A 22,366-nucleotide genomic window follows, 5' to 3' on the forward strand; every position below is an offset into this window, starting at 1 on the left:
TGTAGACCGTGCAGAGGAGGGGGGCCGGCGCGCGACGGCGTCGAACGCGCGAGGGAATCCGAGTGACCATGCGACCCCCGATTCGATCGAAGCCTCTCCTGTACGCCGCGCCGCCAGCGCTCTTCGTCGCCCTGCTCGTGGCGGCGCTGCCCGCCGCGGCGAGCGAGGCATCCGAGAATCGTTGCGAGACGCGGGTCGAGCCGCGCGCGATCTACGGCCGCAACTACGTGCTGGACCGCGTCACCGTCTGTCGGCACGTCGAGTCCCCGTCGGTCGAGGCGCCGGTGCGCCGCGAACGGCCCGTCCCGCCGTCGACCTTCGGTGCGCCGATCGCGGCGGAACTCGGAGGCGTCGGTTGGGACGCGGCGCGCACGACGCTCGGCAACGCGCAGTACGACCGCAGTGTTCGCGCGCTCCGCCGGGCGTTCGTACGTCGCGAGCGCTGAACGCGCGCAGGCCATCGGTCGTGACGCGCTGCGGTCGTCTTCGCGACCGTGATCGGACTCAAGCTCGGGTGGAAAAGCACCGAGGGTTTGAGGACCGACCCCGGTCGACGTCGATCGTGCAGCGAAGCACGCGGCGCGGTCCGGAGCATGGAGTTCGCATGGCTACCGGAGCCGAGTTCGCCGGCCATCGCCCCCACGGAGACGACGCGCGTCCCGACGAACGCCACGTGCGCATTCTGCTCGTCGAAGGCCGGTCCCTCGTCGCGGACGAGATCCGGGAGTGTCTCAGCTCGACGAGCAGCGCGTCCTTCGAAATCGTCTGCGAGACCGATCTCGTGGATGCAGCGGCGCAGATCCAGGGCGAGCAATACGACCTGCTGCTGATGGATCCGCAGTTGCCCGGCGTCGAACGCACCGCGGCCCTCGACCTCGCGAACGAGCTCGCCCACCGTCTTCCCGTGGTCGTGCTGACCGGCACCGAGGCCCTCGAACGCGCGGACGACGGCGTCCGGACGCGACTCGCGACCTGTGTCCGCGAAGCGGACGTCGCCGGCAAGCTGCTCAAGGCGATCCGACGCGCACGGCGGCTCGGAACCGGCGTGATGACGCCGATGTTCTGCCGGATCGAAGGGCTGATCGCCTAGAGCGCCTCTCCGGGCCCACTCGGTCTCGTGCTCTCGGGGGGCGGGCGCCTATCCTGCCCGCGTGTCGACTCTCCGATTCCGTGTGCCCGGCCGTTCGCAGCCGGTGGGTGGCTGGCTCGCCGCGCTCTTCCCCGACGTACCCAGACGCGAGCGCCGCGGCTGGATCGAAGACGGGCGCGTCTCCGTCGACGGAGCGCCCTGCGACCGGGGCACCCTCGACTGTCCGCCGGGCGCCGAGATCGAAGTCGTCCTCGAAGGCGTGTCGCTCGACCAGGTGCTTTCCGGGGCCGCGGCGCTCGGGGCCCGTGAGGCGTCGTCGTGGGAGGCGATCGTCGCGACCTGTCCCTGGTCCGCGGGCAGCCTCGACGAGACCCTCGAGTTCGAGGTGATCGAGCGGGCCGGGGGCCTTGCGCGGCTCGTGGTTCGCGGGCGCCGGTCGAGCGGCGCCGAGGTGCTCGACGCGCTGGCAGCGCTCGGACTGCCGGTGGTCGGCGATCTCGTGCGCGGGGCACGCGCGATCGTCGCCTCGGACGTCGGGGGCGAGCCGGGTCCGCTGCTCTTCGCGGGCGGCGAGACCTCGGACGTGTCCCTCGAGACCGTCGCGCTCTCCGTCTGGCGCTGGGACCACGATCAACGTGATCGCGCGCGCCCCGGCGACCTAGAGGACGAAGCGGCGGGCCGGCTGGTCGTCTCCGACGAGACCGGGCGGGTGCTCGCGGGCGGGCACCCCTGGATCCTGCCCGATGGCGCGAGCGATCGGGCGGACCGCTACCGGCCCGGCGCGCGGGTCGAAGTCGAAGACCGTTCCGGTCGCGCGCGGGGCTGGGCGCGGATCGAGGGGACGGGGCCGATCGGCGCGCGGGTCTGGGCGCCCGCGGACGTCGGGCGCGGGGGGGACTCGATCGAGGCGCGGGTCGCGAAGGCGCTCGCGCGCCGCCGCGCGCTGCTCGCGCTGCCCTCGAGCGAGACCGGGTGCTTTCGTCTGATCCATGGCGAAGGGGACGCGCTTCCCGGGCTCCATGTCGACCGGCTCGGGCCGCTGCTGCGCGTGCTCGTCACGGGCTACGCAGCACTCGATCTGCGGGATCGCGTCGTCGACGCCCTCGAGTCGCAGCTTCCGGTCACGCCGGAAGGGCTGCCCTTCAGCGCGTTCGAGGTGCTGCATCTCCGCTCGCCGGGCCGAGGTCGACTCGACGCGACCCGGTGGGTCCGCGGCGGCCTCGAACGGCTCCGGGACCAGGGCGTCCTCGTCGGAGAGGCACCTGACCTCGTTGCCCACGAACGTGGCCTCGCCTTCGCACTCGATCCGGGTTGGGCCTCACCGCGCCGCCCACGGCCGGGTTACGGCCTCTTCGTCGACCAACGCGAGAATCGCGCTCGCCTCGCGCCGGCGGCCGCGCAAGGTGGGCGGTGGCTCAACCTCTTCGCCCACACCGGCGCGTTCAGTGTCGCGCTACTCGCGGCGGGTGCGGACTCGGTCACGAGCGTCGATCTCTCGGCGCCCTATCTCGCTCGGCTCGAGCGAAATCTCGCACTCAACTCGGACGCCGGCGTCGACGCGACCCGCCACGAGCGTTTTCGCGGGGATGCGCGGCGCGCCCTCGAGGAGAGCGGGGGCGGGCTGCGCGGGATCGTGGTCGATCCGCCGACGGCCGCCGCGGCCGGTCGTCGGTTCTGGTCCGTTCGGGAGGACCTCGAGCCCTTGTTGCGCGCCTGCATCGAGCGGTTGGGGGAGGGCGGGCACCTGCTCGTCACCCAGAACCGCGCGGGGCCCCCGATCGGACTCGACCTCGTGATCGAGCGGGTCGCCCGCCGTGCCCATCGCGAGATCGATGCGATCGAAGCGGCGCCGGCGGGGCTGGACCACCCGGGCCTGCCCGGCTTTCCGGAGGGCGATCCCTTCGAAGGCGTGCTGCTGACGCTTCGATAGCCGAGGGCGGGATTTCCTTTCGGCGTGCCCGGAGGGACGAACCCCCGTGCGCTCCAACCGTCGAACGATACAATTCGACCGGTTTTTGGATCGTTGCGGCCGGTTTTTCGCCGAATGTGAAGCTAAAAACCCCCATTTAGAGCTGTCGTGTCTGACACAAACCACCTCATGTCACCACTTCACTGCGACCCCGAGCGGCACTCCGCCGGTTCGGGGGTCCCCTCCCATTCCGGGACGGGAACCGTAGGAGTACGTCGCCACCCGGCGTCGGAATCCTGCGGACTGGAATGCACGGACACGCGTGCGGATGCATGCGTGTGTGACGGCTCGACCGGGCGTCCCGAACGACACCCGGCCTGTGGCAGAGGTGAACTCGATGCGACGGAACTTTTCGATTCGGACGGCGGTGGCGCGCAGCGCGCTGCTGGTCGGTCTGATCCTGGGAGCGGGGCCGGCCCTCGCACTCCCGGCCAACTTCAGCCCTTCGGGCGGCTTCGACACGACGAATCTCGGCGGCCTGCCGACGGTGACGATCGGCGCCGAAGACGCGTTCGTGGGCGTCGGCGAAGGGGCGCCGGGGGCCTTCGACGTGAACGTCGAAGGATCGATGTCGCTCTGCATCCTCTTCAACGACGACGTCTGTCGAGCGAACACGGGCGGGATCAACGGGCCCTTCAGCGTGATCATGACGCTGACGGTGACGGCCGTGAACACCGAAGCCCTCGGTTCGCCGTTCACGATCTTCTTGAGCGCGCTGTCCTCGGACTACGCCGCCAACGAGGTTGCGGTCGAATTGGACCCGACGCTTCCCGCCGACCTGGACACGACGGCGGTCCCGGACTTCGTCTGGAACGAGAGCTTCTCGCCGGCCGTGCGGGTCACCGATGCCCTCTTCGGTCTCGACTACGTGGGGTATACGGTCGACGGCGTCGGGGACTCGCTCACGCTCCGCTACGACGTGTCGCGCGCACCGACGGCCTTCGGAACGCCCCAGCTCTCCACGAATGCCACCTCCGCGGTGATTCCCGAGCCGGGGACGGCGCTGCTGATGGGCCTCGGCCTGGCCGGGCTGGCCTTCGCGGGGCGTCCGGTCGAGCGAAGGACCAACTGACGCGATCGGGTCGGACCTGGTCGCCAAACGCCACACCCGGATGGAGTCGACGGGCTCGGACTGCCTCGACCCTTCGGACCACCGATCGTGGCGCCAGAGCGAACCGCGATGGCTACCTTGTCCGAGGCGTCGTCGGATGAGTCACCGACCCGGCGACCGAGATTGAGAATGGGGGAAACCGTGCGGAAGCATTCGGCGATCAGAGGCCTCGCAACGGGCATTGGGTTGAGCTTCGCGCTCTCGCTGCCCGGCGCCGTCATGGCGGGCCCGGTCGAGGACGCGATGAGCCAGGCGCGCCAGGACGTCGAGCAGGGCCGATGCGAGCAGGCCGCGGCCCGACTACGCGGCATCAGCGGACTCGAGAGCCGCGCCGCGCTCCTCGCCGGGCAGTGCCAGATCCGCACCGGGCTCTATCCGGAGGCCCTGTCGAGCCTCGACCGCATCCGCGGGGCCGACGATCTCTCCCGGGAGCAGGTGGGCGACGTCGAGCTCTACCGCGGCGTCGCGCTCTATCACCTCGAGCGCTACACCGAGGCGGCGGCGGCCCTCGACAGCGCGCGTGGCCTCACGTCCGAAGAGGCCCAGCTCCAGCTCTACACCGGTCTTCTCTTCCTCCGTGACGGCGACAACGACCGGGCGGCCCCGGCCCTCGAAGCCGCGAGCCGCCTCGAGCCCCGGCTGACGGAGCCGGTCGCTTCCTACTACGCCGGCCTCGCCTGGCAGGGCTCCTCCGAACGAGAGCGCGCGCGTAACGCCTTCCAGCGCGTCGTCGATCTCGACGGCGACGGACCGTGGGGCAAGGAGGCGGCGAAGCTCCTCGAATCGACGGAGCTCTTCCCGTACTACGTGCGTGGTCGCGTCGGCGTCGAGTACGACGACAACGTGCTGCTCCGAGGCAGCGTGACCGAGACCGGCGCCGCGATCCTCGACATCGCCGGTGAGAAGGACTGGCGCGGCGTCTGGGACATCGACGGCGGCGTGCGACTCTGGCAGGCCGAGGACGGCCAGACCGACGCGGGGCTGACCGCCGGCTACTCGGGCAACGCCCACGTCGACCTCGACGGCCTCGATACCCACTTCATCCGGACCGGCGCCTACCTGTCGCGACGGCTCGGGGCGCGGACCGTCGCCCAGGCGCGCTACCAGTTCGGCTACGCGCACGTCAAGAACGAGAACGACTACCTCTTCGAGCACCTCGGCCAGCTCTCGCTTACGCACACGTGGCAGAAGAACGGGACGACCTTCGTCTTCGCGGACGTCGTGAGCGACGATCTCCGGTTCCGGAACCGCGAGGTGACGAACAGCGCGGGCGGTGGCGCGGGCAATGCCTGCGGCGTGGCGCTGGCCCCGGGCGAAATCGGCTGTAGCCCCGCCGGTGTCGAAGAGCGCAACGCCCGCGATCGCGACGGGATCGGCTACGGCGCCGCCGTCGAGCACCGCTACCTCGTGCCCCTTCCGAACGGCCTCGACGATCTCTTCGAGGAGCTCGAGATCGGCGGCGGATACCGCTTTGGCTACTACGACTCCGAAGGGGACGAGTGGCAGCACTTCGCGAACACGCTGAGCGCGATCCTCGAGGTCGAGCTTCCCCTCGACTTCTCGGTCCTGACCCGCGGCAGCTACACCCGGCGCGACTTCGACAACCCGTCCACTTTCCCGGACGCGGAGACGGCCGGACTCGAATATGCCCTCTCGAACGACGACCGCGAGGAGAACGAGTGGATCTTCTCGGGGGAAGTCGTGAAGGGCATCACCGACAATTTCTCGGCGAGCGTCGCCTACCAGTACCTGGACAACGACTCGAACCGGGACGCCTACAACTACGACCGCCACATCGTGGGCGGCTATCTGAACTTCCGATTCGACTGAATCGAAAAACCAGGAATCGACCAAGGCTGCCGATCGTCGCCGGACGATCACGTCGATCCAGACACGTGGAGAAATCCAATGAGTCCGACTTCTCGAAATACGCTGATCATCGGTGGCGGCCTGATCCTGATCGCACTGCTCTTCACTTGCGGGCCGCTGGGCGGCCTCTTCGGCGGTGACGAGGGCATGAAGACCGCCGTGGAGACGCCGCCGGTCGCGGCCGGACCGCCCGAGCCGGCCGAGGACATCGAGGACACGGCGGCGGCGGCGACGTCCGGTGCCGCCGCGGGGGCCGGTGCCGGCGCGAACGGCGCAGCGGTGGCCGCACTCGGAGCGGGTGCGGCGGCCGGTGGTATGGCGGGTGCCGAAGACGGCGACGACACCGTCGTGGGGGCCGCGGGCGTGATTCCCGGCGATGCCGGTTCGGCGGCTTCGGCCGGCGCGGGCGGGGCCTCGAGCGGCATCGGCGCGGCGGCGGCAGCGACGGCCGCAGGCGCAGCAGGCGCCGGGGCAGCCGCAGCCGCGGCCGGAGCGGGCTCGGGTTCCGGCGCGGGCGTGGCGACGACCGCGGCCGCGACGGCGACGCCGCCGGTTTCCGCGGGGCCGCCCGCGGCGCCGAACGCGCCCATGGTCCCGGTGGCCGACACCTCGGGCGCAGCGGATGCGGCGGCCGTCGCCGCGGCAGCTGCCGCCGGCGCGGCCAGCGCGTTCGACAACGCCTATGCGGGCCTCTCCGGAGACGGGATCGACGCGGCGGGCAAGGTCGTCGACCGCTTCGCGCCGCCCGTGGCCGCAGTGCCGGGGGGTGGACTCGCCATGAACGGGGCACAGCGATCGATCGGCTCTTCGATCGGTGGCGTTCGCCAGCCGTGTGACTCGCCCGGCGCCGGCTGTCGGAACGCCGCGGGCCCGCCGTCGATCCGGCCGGTGATTCCCGGACCGCCTCGCGGAGGCGCGGGGACCGGCACGGGGGGCGGAGGAAACGACCAGATCTAGGTCGGGACGAGCCCACTCGTTCCTCTTCGACGACGAGACCGCGTGGCGTGCTTCGGCTGCCACGCGGTCTTCTCTTTGGGGTGGTCTTGCGTGGAAGGGGCGGGCTGGCCCACCGTTGCGGCGCGCGCGGCAGGAGGGACGACATGGGCGGCGGAGAGCACGTGGGAACGGACATCGAGATCGAGAGCGAAGACGGCGCGTTCGCGGCCTACGTCTCCGTGCCCGCGAGTGGACGGGGACCGGGCCTCGTCGTGCTCCAGGAGTGGTGGGGGCTCGTGCCACAGATCCGCGACGTCTGCGATCGACTCGCCCGGGCGGGCTTCGTGGCCCTCGCGCCCGATCTCTATCGGGGGGAGTCCACGACGGATCCGGACGAGGCGGGGCGCCTGATGATGGAGCTCGAGATCGAGCGCGCCGGGCGGGATCTGGTCCAGGCGGTCGAGGCTCTGCGGCGTCGACCGGAGACGGACGGGGCGAGCGTCGGCGTGATCGGCTTCTGCATGGGCGGGAAGCTGGCGCTCCATACGGCCTGTCTGTGTCCCGAGATCGCGGCGGTCGTCGACTGCTATGGCGTCCATCCGAACGTCGCGCCGGACTACTCGGCGTGTCGAGCGAAGGTGTTCGGGGTCTTCGCCGAGAACGACGACTTCATCTCGGCGAGCGACGTTGCGGCGCTCACTTCGACCCTCGAAGAGGCCGGCGTCGAGGCCCGGATCAAGACCTACCTCGGGGTGCAGCATGCATTCCTGAACGAGGCGCGGCCGGAGGTCTACGACGCCGAGAGCGCCGCGCTCGCCTGGCAGGAGATCGAGAACTTCCTGTCCGCCGAGCTGCGCTAGGCGGAGGTGTCGGGGGCCGCCGACACGCCGATGGAATCCTCGTCGTACGACTACGGCGGCGTCGCCTTCTGCTACGACGAGCTGGCGGCCTTCTACTCGTTCGGGCGGATCGCTCGCTCGAAGCGCGCCTTCCTCGCGCACGTCCGGGCCGGGGAATCGGTGCTCGTGGTCGGGGCAGGGCGGGGAGACGATGCCCTCGAGGCCGCGCGTCGCGGAGCGCGAGTCACCGCGATCGACCGGTCCGGCGCGATGCTCGGGCGGCTGCGGTCGGCCGCCCAGCGCGACGATCTCGCGGTCGCGTGCATCGAGTCCCGTTTCGAGACGGCGGCCCTCGCGGAGCCCTTCGACCACGTGGTCGCGCACTATTTCCTGAACTGTTTCGCGGAGGAAGAGGCCCGCAGGATGCTCGCGGCGCTGTCGCGCCGCGTGGCCCCCGACGGGTACCTCCACCTGGCGGACTTCGCCCCGGCCCGGGGCGGCCGTTTCGCGCGGGGGCTCTCGGCCCTCTACTACGGGGCCGTGAACCTGGCCGGGTGGGCCATGGGGCTGTGCGCGCTCCACGAGATCCCGGATCTGCGCCGCTGGCTCGAGGACGTGGGCTTCGCGGTCGAGGACGTCGTCCGATTTCCGATCGGGGCTGGATCCGCTCCGGCCTACTGGGCCGTGACCGGGCGTGCGCCGACGGACGACGGCGATCCGTCGCACCGTGACCCGGTCGGCTCCGCGGATCCACCCAGCGGCACCCCGGGCTTCGCCTGAATTCACCCGCCGGATCTCCGTTTCGATGCGTGTGCTCCGATAAGCATCGAATCCCGGGAGATCCGTTGCCCACCATCCTCGTCATCGAAGACTCCGATGGCCAGCGTGCCGAGGTCCGAGCCGCGCTGGAGGCCAGCGGTCTGTTCGAGCGCGTGCTCGAGGCGAACGACGGAATCCAGGGGCTGAAGCGGCTGCTCTCGGGCGAGCCGGATCTGGTTCTGTGCGATCTCGAGATGCCGGGACTCGACGGCGAGAAGTTGCTGCGGATGGCCGGGGGGGCAGGGCGCGCGGTCCCATTCCTGGTCCTGACCGCGAACACCGATCCCGAGCGGCGCGCGCGCCTGCTCGAGCGCGGTGCCTCCGACGCGATCACGAAGCCGTATCACACGGCCGACCTGATCGCGCGGGTCGGGCTCCACCTGAAGCTCGTCCGCGCCCAGCGGGAGCTCGTCGAGAAGAACGAGGCGCTGTCGCGGCTCTCGCGCACCGACGCGCTCACCGGGTTGCCGAATCGTCGCGAGCTCGACGAGGTGCTCGAGCGCGAGTTCCGCCGATCGACCCGATACGAGACGCCCTTCGCCGTCGCGATCGCCGACATCGATCGCTTCAAGGCCGTGAACGACGAACACGGTCATGCGGTCGGGGACGCGGTGCTGATCGAGGTGGCGCGGTCGATGCGGAGGGTCGTGCGCGAGACCGACTGCGGCGGGCGATTCGGCGGCGAGGAATTCCTCGCGATCCTCGGCAACAACGACGTCGCGGGGGCGCGGATCTTCGCCGAACGGTGGCGCGGACAGGTCGAGGCGCTTCAGGTCGAGCTGCCTGCGGGAGGGACCGTCGGCGCGACCCTCAGCATCGGGATCGCCGCCTGGACCCCCGAGCGGAGCTCCGCCGCCGAGATCCTCGAGCGGGCGGACTCGGCGCTCTATCTCGCGAAGGAGACGGGGCGCAACCGGGTCTGCCTCGAGGCGGACGACGGCCGGAACTGATCGGCCTTCGTTCGCCTATTCGGCGCCGGCTTCCTCGACGGCCGCATCGTCCGCGTCCGCTGCGGCCCCTTCACTCGCGTCCGCTGCGGCCCCTTCACTCGCGTCCCGAGGCGCGTCTCCGGGCCTCTCGTCGAGGTCCGCGAGCTCGCGCCTCAGCTCCTCGACGAGATCCTTGTCCGGCTGGAAATCGACGCCGGGCACGTCGAGCGCCCGCCGGAAGAGAACGCGCGCCGCTTCCGCATTGCCGAGCGCACGCTCGCTCCGTCCCGTCTCGGCGAGGACCGTTCGGGCCGCGTGCTCCGGGAGCTTCTCGTCCTGCGCGAGTCGGGCGCGTACCCCGTCGAGGATCGCGCGTGCCCGCGTCTCGTCGCCGCGCTCGGCGAGGATCGCGGCGAGCGTCGACTCGCCGACCGCGAGACTCGAGGGCGGAGCGCCGATGTCGTCGAAGAGCTGGTAGGCCACCGTGGCCGCCTCCTCCGCGGCGGCGAGGTCGCCCTGCGCACGCGCGATCCGCGCCCGGTAGACCTGCAGCGAGGCGATCTGCGCCTTGTCGCTCGGCTGGACGGTGGTGGCGTCGGCAAGCGCGATCTCGATCGCCCGTCGCGCGAGGTCGTCGTCGCCTTCGCTGGTGGCCAACTGGGAGACTTCGTACGCCAGCTCGAGTCGTTGCGCGCTGGCCGCGTCCTGCTCGGCCGAGGTCAGCGCCACGCGGAACAGGGGCAGCTGCGATTCCTCGAGGCCTGCCTCGCGCGCCGCCGCCGTGCGGGTGCGCGCGTAGTACTTCGCGAGCTCCACCGTCGCGGGCCCACCGATCTCGGGCTCGGCTTCGGCTTCCTCGAAGAGGAGCTCCGCGAGGGCCTCGGCTTCCTCGGGACGCTGCAGGGCGACGAAGTCGAGGGCGAGTCGCGCGCGCATCCCGTGCACCGCGCGCCGGCTCGCGCTGGAAGGCGGGCGTCCCTCGAGCTGGAGCGCGGCCTGGGCGAGGCGCTGCCGCGATGCATCGAAATCGCCTTCCTGTCGGGCCAGGCGCGCCTCGCGAGAGAGGGCGTACCAGGTCCGGAGCGCGCCCGCGTCCGACGTTTCGAGCGAAGCGTATTCGACGGCCTCCGCTCCCGAACCCAGCTCGTAGAGGATCGGCGCGGCCGGCGCGCCGGTCTCCGAGGCGGCTGCCGCGGCCTCGTCTCCCGGGTAGTTGAGCGCGGCGCAGCCGATCGCGGTCGGGACGAGGCCAAGGAGGGGAAGGAGTCGCCAGGCCGACATGTCAGAACCTCACGTAGAGCTCGCCGTCGCGAAGCTCGATGGGATGGGTCGCGAGCGGCTTGCTCGCAGGGCCGCCCGTTGGACAGCCGTCGCGGACGTCGAACCGTGCGCCGTGCAGCGTGCAGACGATCTCCATTCCGTCGAGGGGCTCGTTGGTGAGCGGCCACGCCGCATGGGTGCATCGGTTCGACACCGCGAAATATTCGTCGTCGACACGCAACACGAGGATCTCCTGGTCCCCGACCCGGACCGCACGCTTCTCGCCTGGCCCGAGCGGAGCGCCAGACGCTTCCTGCGCCCCCTCCGAAGCGATCTCGATCCTCTGCCAGGACATGGAACCTCCGGTCCCCGCGCGGCGCCCCACGCGGGAGGGCCTCGCCTGGGATCGAACGTCGGCGGGCGTTCGGACGCTAGCGCGACTTCGGGTCGGAGGCCGTCGTCCGGCGGCTATCTTCCAGCCGTGGTTGAGCACGGAGGGCACATGCAGTCGAGTCGATCGAACCGTCGGATCCCGCATCGGCGGCTGCGGATCCGTGGCCTGTTGGCCGTGGGCCTCATCGCCAGCGCCCTGGTCGGATGCCAGACCTTCGACGTGCGTTCCGACTGGGACGAGACCGTCCGCTTCGACGCGATGAAGCGCTTCTACTTCGAGGAGCCGCCCCTCGTCGAGGGGGCCAATCCCTTCGCCGACAACTCGATCCTGCGAAAACGCGTGCGCAGCTCGATCGTCGCCGTGCTCGAGGAGCGGGGCTTCGGCGCGGTCGACAGCCGCGACCGGGCGGATTTCGTGGTGACCTATGTCGTGATGCTCGAAGACGAGCTTCGCGTCGACGGCGTCACCATGGGCACCGGCGTCGGCGGATGGCGACGGCCCTACGGCTACGGCGCGGTCGGGACGACCACGTCGCGGATCGACGCCAATCAGGAGGCGACCCTGATCATCGACTTCCAGGTGCCCGAGAGCGGGGAGCTCGCCTGGCGGGGCTGGGGCAGTCGCATGCTCTCGACCCGCGACCGCAATCGAAGCGACGAGCGCCTCGAGGCGGGTGTGCGCGCGATCCTGCAGCGCTTCCCGCCAGGCGGGGGCGACGACTAGCGGCGCGCAGGCGGCCCCGGCTTCTCGGTCGGGAGCACGACGTGGAAGCGCGCGCCGGCGAAGGGCTCGTCCGGATCCCGGGGATTCGTGTCGAGCCACATCGAGCCGCCGTGATCGACGACGATTCCGTGCGCGACCGAGAGCCCCAGGCCGGTCCCCCCTTCGCGTAGACGCGTCGTGTAGAAGGGGTCGAAGACGGAGCTCGCGTTCGCGGGCTCGACCCCCGGGCCGTCGTCCGCGATCACGACTTCGATCTGCTCGTCGTCCGCGGCACGGGAGGAGACCGAGACCCGGGCCCCCCTCGGCTGCGCCTCGACCGCGTTCCGGATCAGGTTCACGAAGACCTGCTCGAGCTCGATCGGGTTCATTCGCGTCCTCCGGTCGCTCGCCTCGGCGTCGAGGTGGAGCTCGACGGTGGCTTCCCGCTCTCTCGCATAGTGGGCGGTGACGTCCACCGCGGTCCGCAGCACGCTCGTCAGATCGCTCGGCCACTTTTCGGTCGGCTCGGCACGCGAGAACTGGAGCACGCTTCGAACGATCTTCCCGCACCGGATGGCCTGGCTGCGGATGTCCTCGAGGGCATCGCTTCGGATCTGGTCGCCATCGGGTTCGCCCTCCGTGAGGATCGCGAAGTCGGCACTCGTGAGGATCGAGCCGATGGGGTTGTTGATCTGATGTGCGATACCGGCGGCGAGGGTGCCGACCGTCGCCATCCGATCCTGCTCGCGAAGCCGGAGCTGACTCGCCTCGAGCTCGAGGGTCCGCTCCTCGATCGCCGCGGCGAGGCGCTCGTTCTCGGCCTCGCGGCGCTCGGCCTCCTGCTTCTCGAGGGTGATGTCCGCAAAGGCGATCTGGCGCGCCGGTCGTCCGCGCCAGCTCGCCGGTGCCCAGCGGAGGCGCACCCAGAGTTCGTCGCCCGGGGCGAACCCGAAGCGCGCCTCGGCCATCCCGGGACCCGTCGCCGCGTAGACGTCGAGGACCCGCTCGCGATCGTCCGCGTGCACCCGACGAATCCCAGCGGCGCTGTCGAGGCCCATCATCGTCTCCCGCGTCGAGCGGAAGAGCTTCGCCAGCGCCTCGTTCGCGTAGACGATTCGACCGTCGCATTCCACGGCGATGCCCTGGATCGAGTGATCGATGAGTGCCTGGTAGTTCGCCTCGGCGCGTACGAGCTCGGTCACGTCGCGCATCCGGATGACCATGCCTCGGACGGCGGGGTTGGCGAGCTGGTTCGCGAGGACGAGATCGAGCACGCGGCCCTCGGATTCCGGGGCCCGGCCGAGATTCGGGCGGGTCCGCACCTGGAGCTCGGCCACACTGTCCGGAACGGCGACGGCGCGCTGAAACACGTGAAAATTGGAGACGAAGTCGTCGTGCGCGGTGAAGTCGCGAAGGCGGCGGCCGATCGACTCGCCGGGGGAGACGCCGAGGAGGCGCTCCGCCGCCTTGCTCGCGAACTCCACCACGGCGAACGGGTCGACGACGAGGACGCCCTCCGAGGCGTGTTCGAGCAGGCTGGCGTTGCGCTCCTCACGGGCGATCAGCTCCGCCTGCGCGCGGTCGGCGACTTCGATGGCGGTGCGGTTCCAGAACGTCTCGAAGACCTGGGAGAGCAGGCCGATCCCGAGCACGCAGATCAACGCGATCACGTAGCGATCGAACGCGGACGACCCCGCGTAGTCCGCCGAGGGGGGTGCGCCGGCCGCGATCAGCCAGAGGCCGAAACCGCCGACGACGAGACCGCCCGCGGTCCATGCGAGGGCGCCGCGCGAGCCCCCGACGAGCAGGCCCAGGATGGGGAGCGCAGGGAGGAAGGGCAGGATCCCGACCGCCTGGCCGCCACTCATCCACAAGGAGAAGCTCGAACCGATCGCCACCGTGGCGCAGACGATCTGCCCGAGATGGCGGACGCCGCTCGTCTGGCGAGCGGCGAAGGGCAGAGCCAGGACCGCGAGGGAGATCGCCGCCGCGGCCCACGCGATCGTCGGCGGCCAGAGCGCGAACTGGATCGGCATGAAGGCGAGGGCGCCGACGCTCGTGGCCAGGGCCAGGAGCAGGCCCATCCGGACGTTGGCGAGCTCGGCGGCCGGAGCGTTTCGGAGCTCCGGAGACAGGAAATAGTCGTCGATCGCGCCTGCGATCCGATCGAATCGCCCTTGGCGCAGGCGGCCGGTGTCCGTCCGGGGGACGCTCATCCCGCCCCCGTGCCGAGTCTGCGGTCCTCGTCATCCGCGTTGCGCCTCGAGGCTTCGAGGGCTTCGAGCCGCTCCCCGATCCGCCGAAGCCGTCTGGCGAGGCCGGTCAGGATGCGAAGGAGGAGCGCGAGCACGAGGACGAGGCCGGCGATCGTCGCGGTCGCGATGCGCAGCAGGAGGGCGACGAGGCCATCGACGGAGGGTCGGACGTGGGTGCTGAGCCAGCCGGTCTCGCCGGCCTTCGCTTCGAGGGCGGTCGCCTCTTCCGCGGGCGCTTCCACGTCTCGATCGAAGCCGATTCGCTCGAGGAGTCCGTCGATCAGCCGGCCAGGAAGAGCGGCCAGGTCCGCGGCCCGCTCGTCGGCCTCGGCGAGGGTCCGGGGGAGGGGGCTCCACTCGACGATGCGCGCTCCGGCCTCGTCGAAGACGGTCGGGAAGGCGATCGCGGCGATCAGCAGCGCGAGGGCCACGGCGAAGACGACATCGGAGGCCAGCGCTTCGAACGACCAGATCCGAAAGAGCACCGCGTAGGTGAGGGCGAACAGCGCCAGCGCGATCAGCGCAAACTCCTGCCACACCGACAAGTGAGACGACATTCCAAGGGCTCCCGGGGACGATCGTCGAACGGCCCGTGTAGCATGATGCCACGCCAACCCCTTAGACGTCATTGGGGCGAATCCCTGGGTGTGCGAAGCGTCACCCGGTCGAAGGAAACGAATGGGACCCGAAGCGATCGAGGCGCGCGCGGCCGAACTCTACGGCGAGGTCGACTGGCGGCAGGCCGACGGACTCCTGCACGTCGCGGCGATCCACGGAGCGACGAATCGAATCCTGGCGATCGGCCCGCATTCTCCGCCGAGCCCCACCGATCGCTTCGTGCTCGGGCTCGCGCGGGCACGCGCCGACGTCCTGATCACGACGGGTGGCATCCTCCGCGCCGAGCCCGAACTCGTGCATCGCTACTCGGAGCACACGGACGAGGACACCGCGATCGCCGCCTGGCGACGGCAGGCCGTCGGTCGGGACGAGGCCCCGCGGCTCCTGGTGCTCTCGGCGACGGGGCGCTTTCCGAAGAACCATCCCGCGCTCGCTTCCGGACGCGGCTGGATCTGGACGAGCGCCGCCGGTGCGCGGGAGATCGGGCGTGCGCCGGCGGGGTTCCGCATCGTGACCGCCGAGCCGGACCGCGCCTCCTCGACACACGCGGTGGCCTGGCTGCGCGAGCAGCTCGCTCCCGAGGCGACGTCGCCGACGGTGCTCCTCGAGGCGGGACCGTCGACGTCGCGCGCGTTCTACGCGTCTTCGGCGTCGCCCCGGGTCGACGAGCTTCTCCTCTCGCGCTTCGAGGGAAGACTTCCCGCCGAGGCGGAGGGGCCGCCCTTCGTCCCGCCGGAGGTGAGGGAGGCCCTCTTCGGCGCGGCGCGCTCCAGCTGCGACGTCGACGAGGCGGGCGGTCGCTGGATCTTCGAGCGTTTCCTGCGCCCGGGGCCGTGAGGGCGGGGGCTCAGCGCGCGGGACGCAGCATCGACCAGACGCGCGGGCCGCCCGGGACCTGGAGCTCCTCGACGACCTCGAAGCCATGCTTCCGGTAGAAGGGCACGTTCGCCTCCTTGGACGACTCGAGGTAGGCGGGCAGGCCCTCGCGATCGGCGCGCGCGAGGACGGGCTCGATCAGCGCGGAGCCGATGCCCTTGCCCTGGTGCGGCGGGTCCGTGCCGAGCGCAGCCAGGTAGTAGTGGGGCTCGCGGATCCGGTGGGCCCCGGTGAACTCGCCGAGGCGTGTGGCGCGACGCGCGCCGACGCCAGCGACGCCGAGGAACCGGAGCGCGATCCGGAGGCTCTGGCCGAACGCGAGCCGGGCGTCGGTGGGACGCTGCCAGATGGCGGCGCCTTCGACCGAGTCCGTCGTCAGGACGTGGGCGCTGTCCGCCATCGCGTCGACGGCCAGGCCCGAGAAGCGCGCCCACTTGCGCGCGCGGTTCCGCGGGTTCGGGAACAGATGGGAGGCGACGGGATCGTCGTGGAAGGCGCGACCGAGCACGTCCAGCACGCTGCGGCGTTCGTCCGGTCGTGGTGGACGGACGGCGGGGCGGACCGGGCCGAAGTCGAAGGACTCCTGGATCTCGGTCACGTCCGTGGTCGTCTTCTCGAGGGCTCGGGTCACGCGGGTTGCTCGGGCTCGTCGGCGTTGGCCGCCGCGCTGGAGTGTTCCCCATTCCGGTCGAGCCATACAAGGGTCTCGACGTGGGACGTGAAGGGGAAGAAGTCGAAGATCTCGGCCCCGGCGAGCCGCATGCCGCCCTCGTCGATCAGCATCGGAAGCTCCTCGAGGAGGCGGGGGAGACCGCAGGCGAGGTAGACGAGACGCTTCGGCGGGTTCGCCACGAGGGCGGAGAGGAGCGCCGGGTCGAGGCCCTTGCGCGGAGGATCGACGATCACGACTTCGGCGTCAGCGAGGCCTTCGATCCGATCCCCTGCTGCGCCCTCGAGACGTTCGGCGCGTGCCCGCTCCGGCTCGGGCCGTGCGGCGAGGCCGAGCTCGAGTCCGGCGAGGCCGGACGGGCTCCGCTCGTTGAATCGGACCGGGCCCCGCTCGAGCAGCCCGAGCCCGATCGCGCCGACGCCGCAATACGCCTCGAAGACCGTCGCGCCGTCTGGAACGAGCGCATGGATCCGTTCGACGGCGCGATCGAAGAGCGGGAGGTGGTTCTGCCCGAAGGCCGTGGGCGGGAAGAATACGTCGACACCGCCGATCCGTTCGCGCACGACCGGTTCGCCCGCGAGGTGGATCGTGTCCCGCCCGAAGATGACGTTGGTGCGGTCCGCCTGGGCGTTGAAGAAGAGCCCCTGGAGCGAGGGGCCCATCGCTTCCGCGAAGGCCTCCGGGAGCGGTCCGAGGACGTCCGGCGTCGTTCCGTTGCCGACGAGGACGACCTGGACCCGCTCCGTCGCGCGTTCGACGACGAACTGCGCATAACGCAGCGCGCCGCGATGGGGCGTGTCGGCATAGGGGGCGATCCCGGTCGCCCGAATCGCCTGCTTCAGGTGCGCGGCGGCGGCGTTGATCGCGGGGTGGTGGACGGCGCAGCGGGGCGTATCGACGATCCGGTGGGAGTCGGCCTGGAAGAGCCCGATCTTGGGACTGCGCGCGCGACCCCGGACCGCCAGCCGGGCGCGGTGTCGGTGGCCCACGCCGCTCGTGGTGTGGACGGGCGGGGCGGGGAGTCCGTGGCGCTCGCACAGGCGGGCGACGGCAGCGACCGCGTCGGGCGCCGGGCCCGGCTCGCCGAAGCGTGCGCAGCCCGGGCAGGGCGGGCGGTGGGAGCAGGCGTCGAGGGGCGGCACGCGCGAACGGTAGCGCCGACGCTCGCTCGCGTGGGTGCCGGAGGCCCGCGCTCCCCGTCGCCGAGGGTCGCGCTGCTACTGTGCGGCGATGAAGAAGCGACGGAAGGGCGGCGGCGCAGCGCGTCCGGGCGGAGCGGCCGCTGCAGACGTGCCGCGCGAGGCGTTCCTGGCGACGACGCCGGAGGACGTGGCCGCCCGCGGCTGGGATCGCGTGGACGTCCTCTTCGTGAGCGGCGATGCCTACGTCGATCACCCGTCGTTCGCGATGGCGATCCTCGGTCGCTGGCTCGAGGCCCACGGCTTCCGCGTCGCGATCCTGTCGCAGCCGGACTGGAAGAGCGCCGACGCCTGGAAGGCCTTCGCGCCGCCGCGTCTCTTCTGCGCCGTGAGCGCCGGCAACATGGACTCGATGATCAATCACTACACGGCGAACCGGAAGCGGCGCAACGCCGACGCCTATTCGCCCGGCGGACGGATCGGGCTGCGACCGGATCGCCCGACGGCGGTCTACGCGCAGCGGTGTCGGGAGGCGTTCAAGGGCGTGCCCGTGATCAGCGGCGGCGTCGAGGCCTCGCTCCGTCGGATCGCCCACTACGATTATTGGAGCGACCGGGTCTGGCCCTCGAATCTCGTGACCTCGAAGGCGGATCTCCTCGGCTACGGGATGGGCGAGTCGGTGATGCTCGAGATCGCCCAGCGGCTCGATCGCGGCGAGCCCCTCGAGTCCCTCCGCGACCTCGACGGCGTCGCGTACCTGCTCGGGAAGAACGAGACGCTTCCAGGACAGGCGCGGGTCGAGACCGTGGCGTTGCCCTCGCTCGAGGCCGTCGAGGCGAGCCCGGAGGCCTTCGCCGAGATGACCCGCAAGCTCCATCACGAGACGAACCCGCGGAACGCGCGGCGGCTCGTGCAGTCGCACGGCGATCGCCGCGTCGTGATCAATCCACCGGCCGCGGCCCTCGACGAGGCGACGATGGATCGCCTCCACGAGCTGCCGTACACGCGCCGGCCCCATCCGGACTACGATGCGCCCCCGCCGGCCTGGGAGACGATCCGCGACTCGGTCCAGATCATGCGCGGCTGCTTCGGGGGCTGCACGTTCTGCTCGATCACGATGCACCAGGGGCGCGAGATCCAGAGCCGGAGCCCGGACTCGATCCTCCGCGAAGTCGAAGCGCTCGCCCAGGCGCCGGACTTCAAGGGCAGCGTCAGCGACCTGGGCGGCCCGACCGCGAACATGTACCGCATGCGCTGCACGAAGCCGGAGGTCGAGAAGACCTGCCGTCGCCTCTCCTGCATCCACCCGAAGATCTGCAAGCTCCTCGATACCGACCACGCGCCGACCCTCGACCTGATGCGGCGCGCCCGGGACGTCGAGGGCGTGAAGCGCGTGCACATCGCGTCGGGGATCCGCATGGACCTCGCGGCCGATCAGCCGGAATACCTCGACGAGCTCGCGGCGCACCACGTCGGCGGTCACCTCAAGGTCGCGCCGGAACACGTCAGCGATCGCGTCCTCGACCTGATGAAGAAACCCGGACGCCGGAGCTTCGAGATCTTCGCCGAGCGCTTCGAGGCGGCTTCGAAGCGCGCGGGCAAGGAGCAGTATCTCGTTCCCTACTTCATCGCGAGTCATCCCGGATCGACCGCCGAGGACATGATCGAGCTCGCGATCTTCCTGAAGGAGCGCGGCTACCGACCGCGCCAGGTCCAGGACTTCATCCCGGCGCCGATGGACATCGCGACCTGCATGTACTTCACGGGAATCGATCCGCTCACGATGAAGCCGGTCCCCGCGGCCAAGCGCGTCCAGGACCGGACGGTCCAGCGCGCGCTGCTCCAGTTCTTCGCGCCCGAGAACTGGCGGACGGTCCGCGACGCCCTCGTGAAGGCGGGGCGGGAGGACCTGATCGGCGACGGGCCCGACTGCCTGATCCCGGCCCGACCGCCGCGCGCCGCGAAACGCGGGGGCCGCGAGGGCGGCGGGCAGGGCGGCTACCGACGGCCCTCCCGGGACCGCGGAAGCGGGCGGCGAAAGGAAGGTCGGCCCTGACGGGACGCCCACTTGCGGGCGAACCTTCGAGTGCTGGATTCGCGTCCGAAAGCGGCCGAGTCCTTCGGCCGGCGAGCGCTAGATTGGCCGGATGGATCGGGTCTCCGATATCGCCGGCGCCTCGGATGCAGCCCATGATGCGGCGCTGATCGCCGAGGTCCTGTCCGACGCGCTGCCGAGCGAGCGCTGCTACCGGCTGCTGGCGGCGCGGGACGCACGCTTCGACGGGCGCTTCTTCGTGGGCGTCACGACGACCGGCATCTTCTGTCGACCGATCTGCCCCGCGCCGACGCCCAAGGCGCGCAACTGCACGTTCTGGCGGAGCGCGGCGGCGGCGCAGGCGGCGGGCTTCCGACCCTGTCTCCGCTGCCGCCCCGAGGCGGCGCCCGGCACCCCGGCCTGGCGCGGGACCGCGGCGACGGTCAGTCGTGCCCTGCGCCTGATCGAGGACGGGGCGCTCGACGGCGACGGCTCGGTGGAGCGGCTGGCCGAGCGGCTCGGGATCGGTGACCGCCATCTGCGCAGACTCTTCGACCAACACCTCGGGACGACGCCGGTCGCCGTCGCCCGGATCCGCCGGGTGCTCTTCGCCAAGCAGCTCCTCGACGAGACGCGACTGCCGATGACCGAGGTCGCACTCGCCGCCGGCTTCGCGAGCCAGCGTCGCTTCAACGCGTGCATCCGCGAGGTCTACGGGCAGGCGCCGAGCGCCTTGCGGCGCGCCCGCGCGCGTCCGACGGAGGGGGCGGGGCCGCTTCGACTGAGCCTGCCGTACCGGCCGCCCCTCGCCTGGGACGCGCTCACGCGCTTCCTGTCCGGTCGCGCGATCCCCGGCGTCGAACGGGTCGAGGGGGCGATCTATGAGCGCGCGATGCGCGTGGGCGACGGCATCGCGCGGGTCCGGGTCGAGCCGGACCCCGGCCGGTCGCGCTTGTCGGTCGACGTCCACCTCGAGGGCACGACGGCGCTCTTCGACGTCGCGCGCCGCCTGCGACGGCTCTTCGATCTCGACGCGGATGCCGTCGCGATCGACGCCGCGCTCGGACGCCTGCGGACGCTGGCGAAGCACGTGCGCGCCGTGCCGGGCGTGCGCGTTCCGGGGGCGGTCGATGGCTTCGAGACCGCGGTGCGCGCGGTGCTCGGGCAACAGGTCAGCGTGAAGGGCGCGACCACGATCGCCGGCCGGATCGTGGACCGCTACGGCGAAGGGCTGCCGGAACGCCTCGCCGGCGGCGAGGGGATCCGTGCGCTCTTTCCGACGGCGGGCGCCCTCGTCGACGCCCCCCTCGAAGAGGTCGGCCTGACCCGGGCCCGCGCGGACACGATCCGCGGCCTGGCGCAGACCGTGCTCGAGCGGCCGGCGCTCCTGGATCCCGCCTCGGACCTCGAGCAGGCGATCGCCGCCTGGGAAGCGCTTCGTGGGATCGGGCCCTGGACGGCGCACTACGTCGCGATGCGCGTACTCGGGGAGCCGGATGCGCTGCCGGTCGGTGATCTCGGTCTGCGCAAGGCGCTCGCGTCGAGAGGCGCCGAGGAACCGGTGTCGCCGGCATGGGTCGGGAAACGACTCGAAGTGTGCCGGCCCTACCGCGCGTACGCGGCGATGCGCCTCTGGGACCGGCTCGGCGACTGAACCGAACGAGGCCTAGCGGCCTTCCTGCTCCCGGCGGAGGGTCGAGACGTGGACGATCCCGAAGAGGAAGGTCTGCCAGAGCTCCTGGATCAGGGGGCGCTCGCTCTTGCGCAGGACGGGCAGGAAGAACAGGCACTCGATCGCATGGACGGCTGCCAGCACGCCGAAGAGGGCGCGGCCGCCGGGGCCGATGGCCATCCCGTCGAGGGGCGGGAAGTAGCACGCCGTCGCGAAGAGCCAGGCGATCCCGAGCATCGCCTTCCCGACCGGGTAGATCCCCTCGCCCTGCTGCTCGCCCGCGCCGTCCGCCATGCTCGTCCTGCCTCCCGTCGCGGCCCGTCTCGCGGCCGCGTCGTCGGATGATAGCCTCCGCGTCGGCTCGGTGACCGGCCGGGAAACGAGGGAGAAGAGATGGGCGAGGCGCGGACGACGGTGGCGGAATGGCGAGCGGATCTCGAGGTCCATGCCGCGTCGGTGTACTCGCAGGGGGGCGAGGACGGGGTCCTGCTTCGGCTCTTCGAGCGGATCGGCGTCCAGCATCGCGCCTTCGTCGAGTTCGGGGCCTGGGACGGACTCCACCTCTCGAACACGGCGAACCTGCGCCTCCACCACGGCTGGTCGGGCCTGCTCATGGAGGGCAGTGATCGCGCCGACGGCGAGCGGGTCCGCCGCGAGCGGGTCGATGCGGAGAACGTCGAGGCGCTCTTCGATCGCTACGACGTGCCCGAGGGCGTCGACCTGCTGTCGATCGACATCGACGGCAACGACTACTGGGTCTGGAATGCCCTGCGTCGCTACCGGCCTCGGGTGGTGATCGTCGAATACAACGTCTTCTTCCTGCCCGAGACCGCGAAGACGATCGCCTACGACGCGGCCCACGAGTGGGACAAGGAGCGCTACGGCCTCTACCACGGGGCGAGCCTGGCGGCGTTCCACAAGCTCGCCACGGAGAAGGGCTACGTCCTCGCCTGGACCGAGCCCTACGCGCCGAACGCGATCTTCGTCCGCGACGACGCGTGGCCCGCGGACGTCGAGCGACCCGGACTCGCGGACTGGACGCGCTGGGACTGGCCCGAGGACGGCTACCGGGAGCCGCCCCCGCCGCCGGGCGGGCGCTGGGTCAGCGTCTAGCGGGCCCCGGAGCGATCGGCGGGACCCGGCGTCAGGAACCGAATTCGAGCATTCCTGTCATTCGAGGGGA

Annotated in this window: 21 protein-coding genes; 14 read left to right on the plus strand and 7 right to left on the minus strand. The window is 71.2% G+C overall.

All coding sequences use genetic code 11. The annotated features are described in order from the left end of the window. Positions 1–68: 68 nt before the first annotated feature. The 9 genes from NXI30_12200 to NXI30_12240 all read left to right on the plus strand — a co-directional run bounded on the left by NXI30_12200 (position 69) and on the right by NXI30_12240 (position 9,583). On the plus strand, positions 69–446 hold the full coding sequence (locus tag NXI30_12200; protein MCR9094973.1) for a hypothetical protein: 378 nt from the start codon (positions 69–71) through the stop codon (positions 444–446). A gap of 158 nt (positions 447–604) precedes the next feature. Beyond that, on the plus strand, positions 605–1,090 hold the full coding sequence (locus tag NXI30_12205; GenBank protein MCR9094974.1) for a response regulator: 486 nt from the start codon (positions 605–607) through the stop codon (positions 1,088–1,090). 61 nt (positions 1,091–1,151) lie between these two features. Then, the gene (locus NXI30_12210; GenBank protein ID MCR9094975.1) at positions 1,152–3,020 is read left to right on the plus strand and encodes a class I SAM-dependent methyltransferase; all 1,869 of its coding nucleotides are present in this window, start codon (positions 1,152–1,154) and stop codon (positions 3,018–3,020) included. A 376-nt stretch (positions 3,021–3,396) separates the two neighbouring features. Further along, positions 3,397–4,131 carry a PEP-CTERM sorting domain-containing protein gene (locus NXI30_12215; protein ID MCR9094976.1) on the plus strand — a complete coding sequence of 245 codons (735 nt, stop codon included), beginning with the start codon at positions 3,397–3,399 and terminating at the stop codon, positions 4,129–4,131. A 225-nt stretch (positions 4,132–4,356) separates the two neighbouring features. Beyond that, positions 4,357–6,000: a tetratricopeptide repeat protein gene (locus NXI30_12220; GenBank protein ID MCR9094977.1), complete on the plus strand. Its 1,644-nt coding sequence runs from the start codon at positions 4,357–4,359 to the stop codon at positions 5,998–6,000. Positions 6,001–6,078: 78 nt separating this feature from the next. After that, entirely contained in the window at positions 6,079–6,996 is a 918-nt protein-coding gene (locus NXI30_12225) for a hypothetical protein (GenBank protein ID MCR9094978.1), read from the plus strand. 143 nt (positions 6,997–7,139) lie between these two features. Continuing rightward, positions 7,140–7,835, plus strand: coding sequence for a dienelactone hydrolase family protein (locus NXI30_12230; protein ID MCR9094979.1), 696 nt, complete (start codon positions 7,140–7,142; stop codon positions 7,833–7,835). Positions 7,836–7,865: 30 nt separating this feature from the next. Further along, complete coding sequence (locus NXI30_12235) at positions 7,866–8,594, plus strand: methyltransferase domain-containing protein (protein ID MCR9094980.1); 729 nt, start codon at positions 7,866–7,868, stop codon at positions 8,592–8,594. 65 nt (positions 8,595–8,659) lie between these two features. Next, complete coding sequence (locus NXI30_12240; protein ID MCR9094981.1) at positions 8,660–9,583, plus strand: diguanylate cyclase; 924 nt, start codon at positions 8,660–8,662, stop codon at positions 9,581–9,583. Positions 9,584–9,598: 15 nt separating this feature from the next. Here NXI30_12240 and NXI30_12245 read toward each other — a convergent pair whose 3' ends face one another. Both NXI30_12245 and NXI30_12250 read right to left on the minus strand, forming a co-directional pair. Then, positions 9,599–10,843 carry a hypothetical protein gene (locus NXI30_12245; protein MCR9094982.1) on the minus strand — a complete coding sequence of 415 codons (1,245 nt, stop codon included), beginning with the start codon at positions 10,841–10,843 and terminating at the stop codon, positions 9,599–9,601. Position 10,844: 1 nt separating this feature from the next. Continuing rightward, the gene (locus tag NXI30_12250) at positions 10,845–11,177 is read right to left on the minus strand and encodes a non-heme iron oxygenase ferredoxin subunit (GenBank protein MCR9094983.1); all 333 of its coding nucleotides are present in this window, start codon (positions 11,175–11,177) and stop codon (positions 10,845–10,847) included. Between the two features lie 147 nt (positions 11,178–11,324). On the opposite strand from NXI30_12250, the gene NXI30_12255 reads away from it, so the two are divergent. Continuing rightward, positions 11,325–11,939, plus strand: a complete 615-nt coding sequence (locus NXI30_12255; protein ID MCR9094984.1) for a DUF4136 domain-containing protein — start codon at positions 11,325–11,327, stop codon at positions 11,937–11,939. Here NXI30_12255 and NXI30_12260 read toward each other — a convergent pair. After that, positions 11,936–14,134: an ATP-binding protein gene (locus tag NXI30_12260; GenBank protein ID MCR9094985.1), complete on the minus strand. Its 2,199-nt coding sequence runs from the start codon at positions 14,132–14,134 to the stop codon at positions 11,936–11,938. The genes NXI30_12255 and NXI30_12260 overlap by 4 nt on opposite strands. Beyond that, a complete protein-coding gene (locus tag NXI30_12265) occupies positions 14,131–14,730 on the minus strand; it encodes a hypothetical protein (protein MCR9094986.1) in 600 nt (199 codons plus the stop codon). Before NXI30_12265 ends, NXI30_12260 begins: the two co-directional genes overlap by 4 nt. A gap of 121 nt (positions 14,731–14,851) precedes the next feature. On the opposite strand from NXI30_12265, the gene NXI30_12270 reads away from it, so the two are divergent. Then, positions 14,852–15,628 carry a hypothetical protein gene (locus NXI30_12270; protein MCR9094987.1) on the plus strand — a complete coding sequence of 259 codons (777 nt, stop codon included), beginning with the start codon at positions 14,852–14,854 and terminating at the stop codon, positions 15,626–15,628. Positions 15,629–15,638: 10 nt separating this feature from the next. Here the strand turns inward: NXI30_12270 and NXI30_12275 are convergent, their stop codons facing one another. Together NXI30_12275 and NXI30_12280 are read right to left on the minus strand one after the other, a co-directional pair. Beyond that, entirely contained in the window at positions 15,639–16,298 is a 660-nt protein-coding gene (locus tag NXI30_12275; protein ID MCR9094988.1) for a GNAT family N-acetyltransferase, read from the minus strand. Next, complete coding sequence (locus tag NXI30_12280) at positions 16,295–17,479, minus strand: hypothetical protein (GenBank protein ID MCR9094989.1); 1,185 nt, start codon at positions 17,477–17,479, stop codon at positions 16,295–16,297. Before NXI30_12280 ends, NXI30_12275 begins: the two co-directional genes overlap by 4 nt. An 88-nt stretch (positions 17,480–17,567) precedes the next feature. Here NXI30_12280 and NXI30_12285 point away from each other — a divergent pair, with 88 nt between their 5' ends. Continuing rightward, positions 17,568–19,532, plus strand: a complete 1,965-nt coding sequence (locus NXI30_12285; GenBank protein ID MCR9094990.1) for a YgiQ family radical SAM protein — start codon at positions 17,568–17,570, stop codon at positions 19,530–19,532. Positions 19,533–19,623: 91 nt separating this feature from the next. Further along, positions 19,624–21,165, plus strand: a complete 1,542-nt coding sequence (locus NXI30_12290; protein ID MCR9094991.1) for a helix-turn-helix domain-containing protein — start codon at positions 19,624–19,626, stop codon at positions 21,163–21,165. A gap of 12 nt (positions 21,166–21,177) precedes the next feature. Here the strand turns inward: NXI30_12290 and NXI30_12295 are convergent, their stop codons facing one another. After that, positions 21,178–21,477 (minus strand): hypothetical protein, encoded by a 300-nt coding sequence (locus tag NXI30_12295; protein ID MCR9094992.1) that lies wholly within the window; start codon positions 21,475–21,477, stop codon positions 21,178–21,180. Positions 21,478–21,576: 99 nt separating this feature from the next. Here NXI30_12295 and NXI30_12300 point away from each other — a divergent pair, with 99 nt between their 5' ends. Continuing rightward, positions 21,577–22,296 carry an FkbM family methyltransferase gene (locus NXI30_12300; protein MCR9094993.1) on the plus strand — a complete coding sequence of 240 codons (720 nt, stop codon included), beginning with the start codon at positions 21,577–21,579 and terminating at the stop codon, positions 22,294–22,296. Positions 22,297–22,366: the final 70 nt, after the last annotated feature.

This window comes from bacterium, assembly GCA_024742285.1.
Lineage (GTDB): Bacteria > Myxococcota_A > UBA9160 > UBA9160 > UBA4427 > UBA4427.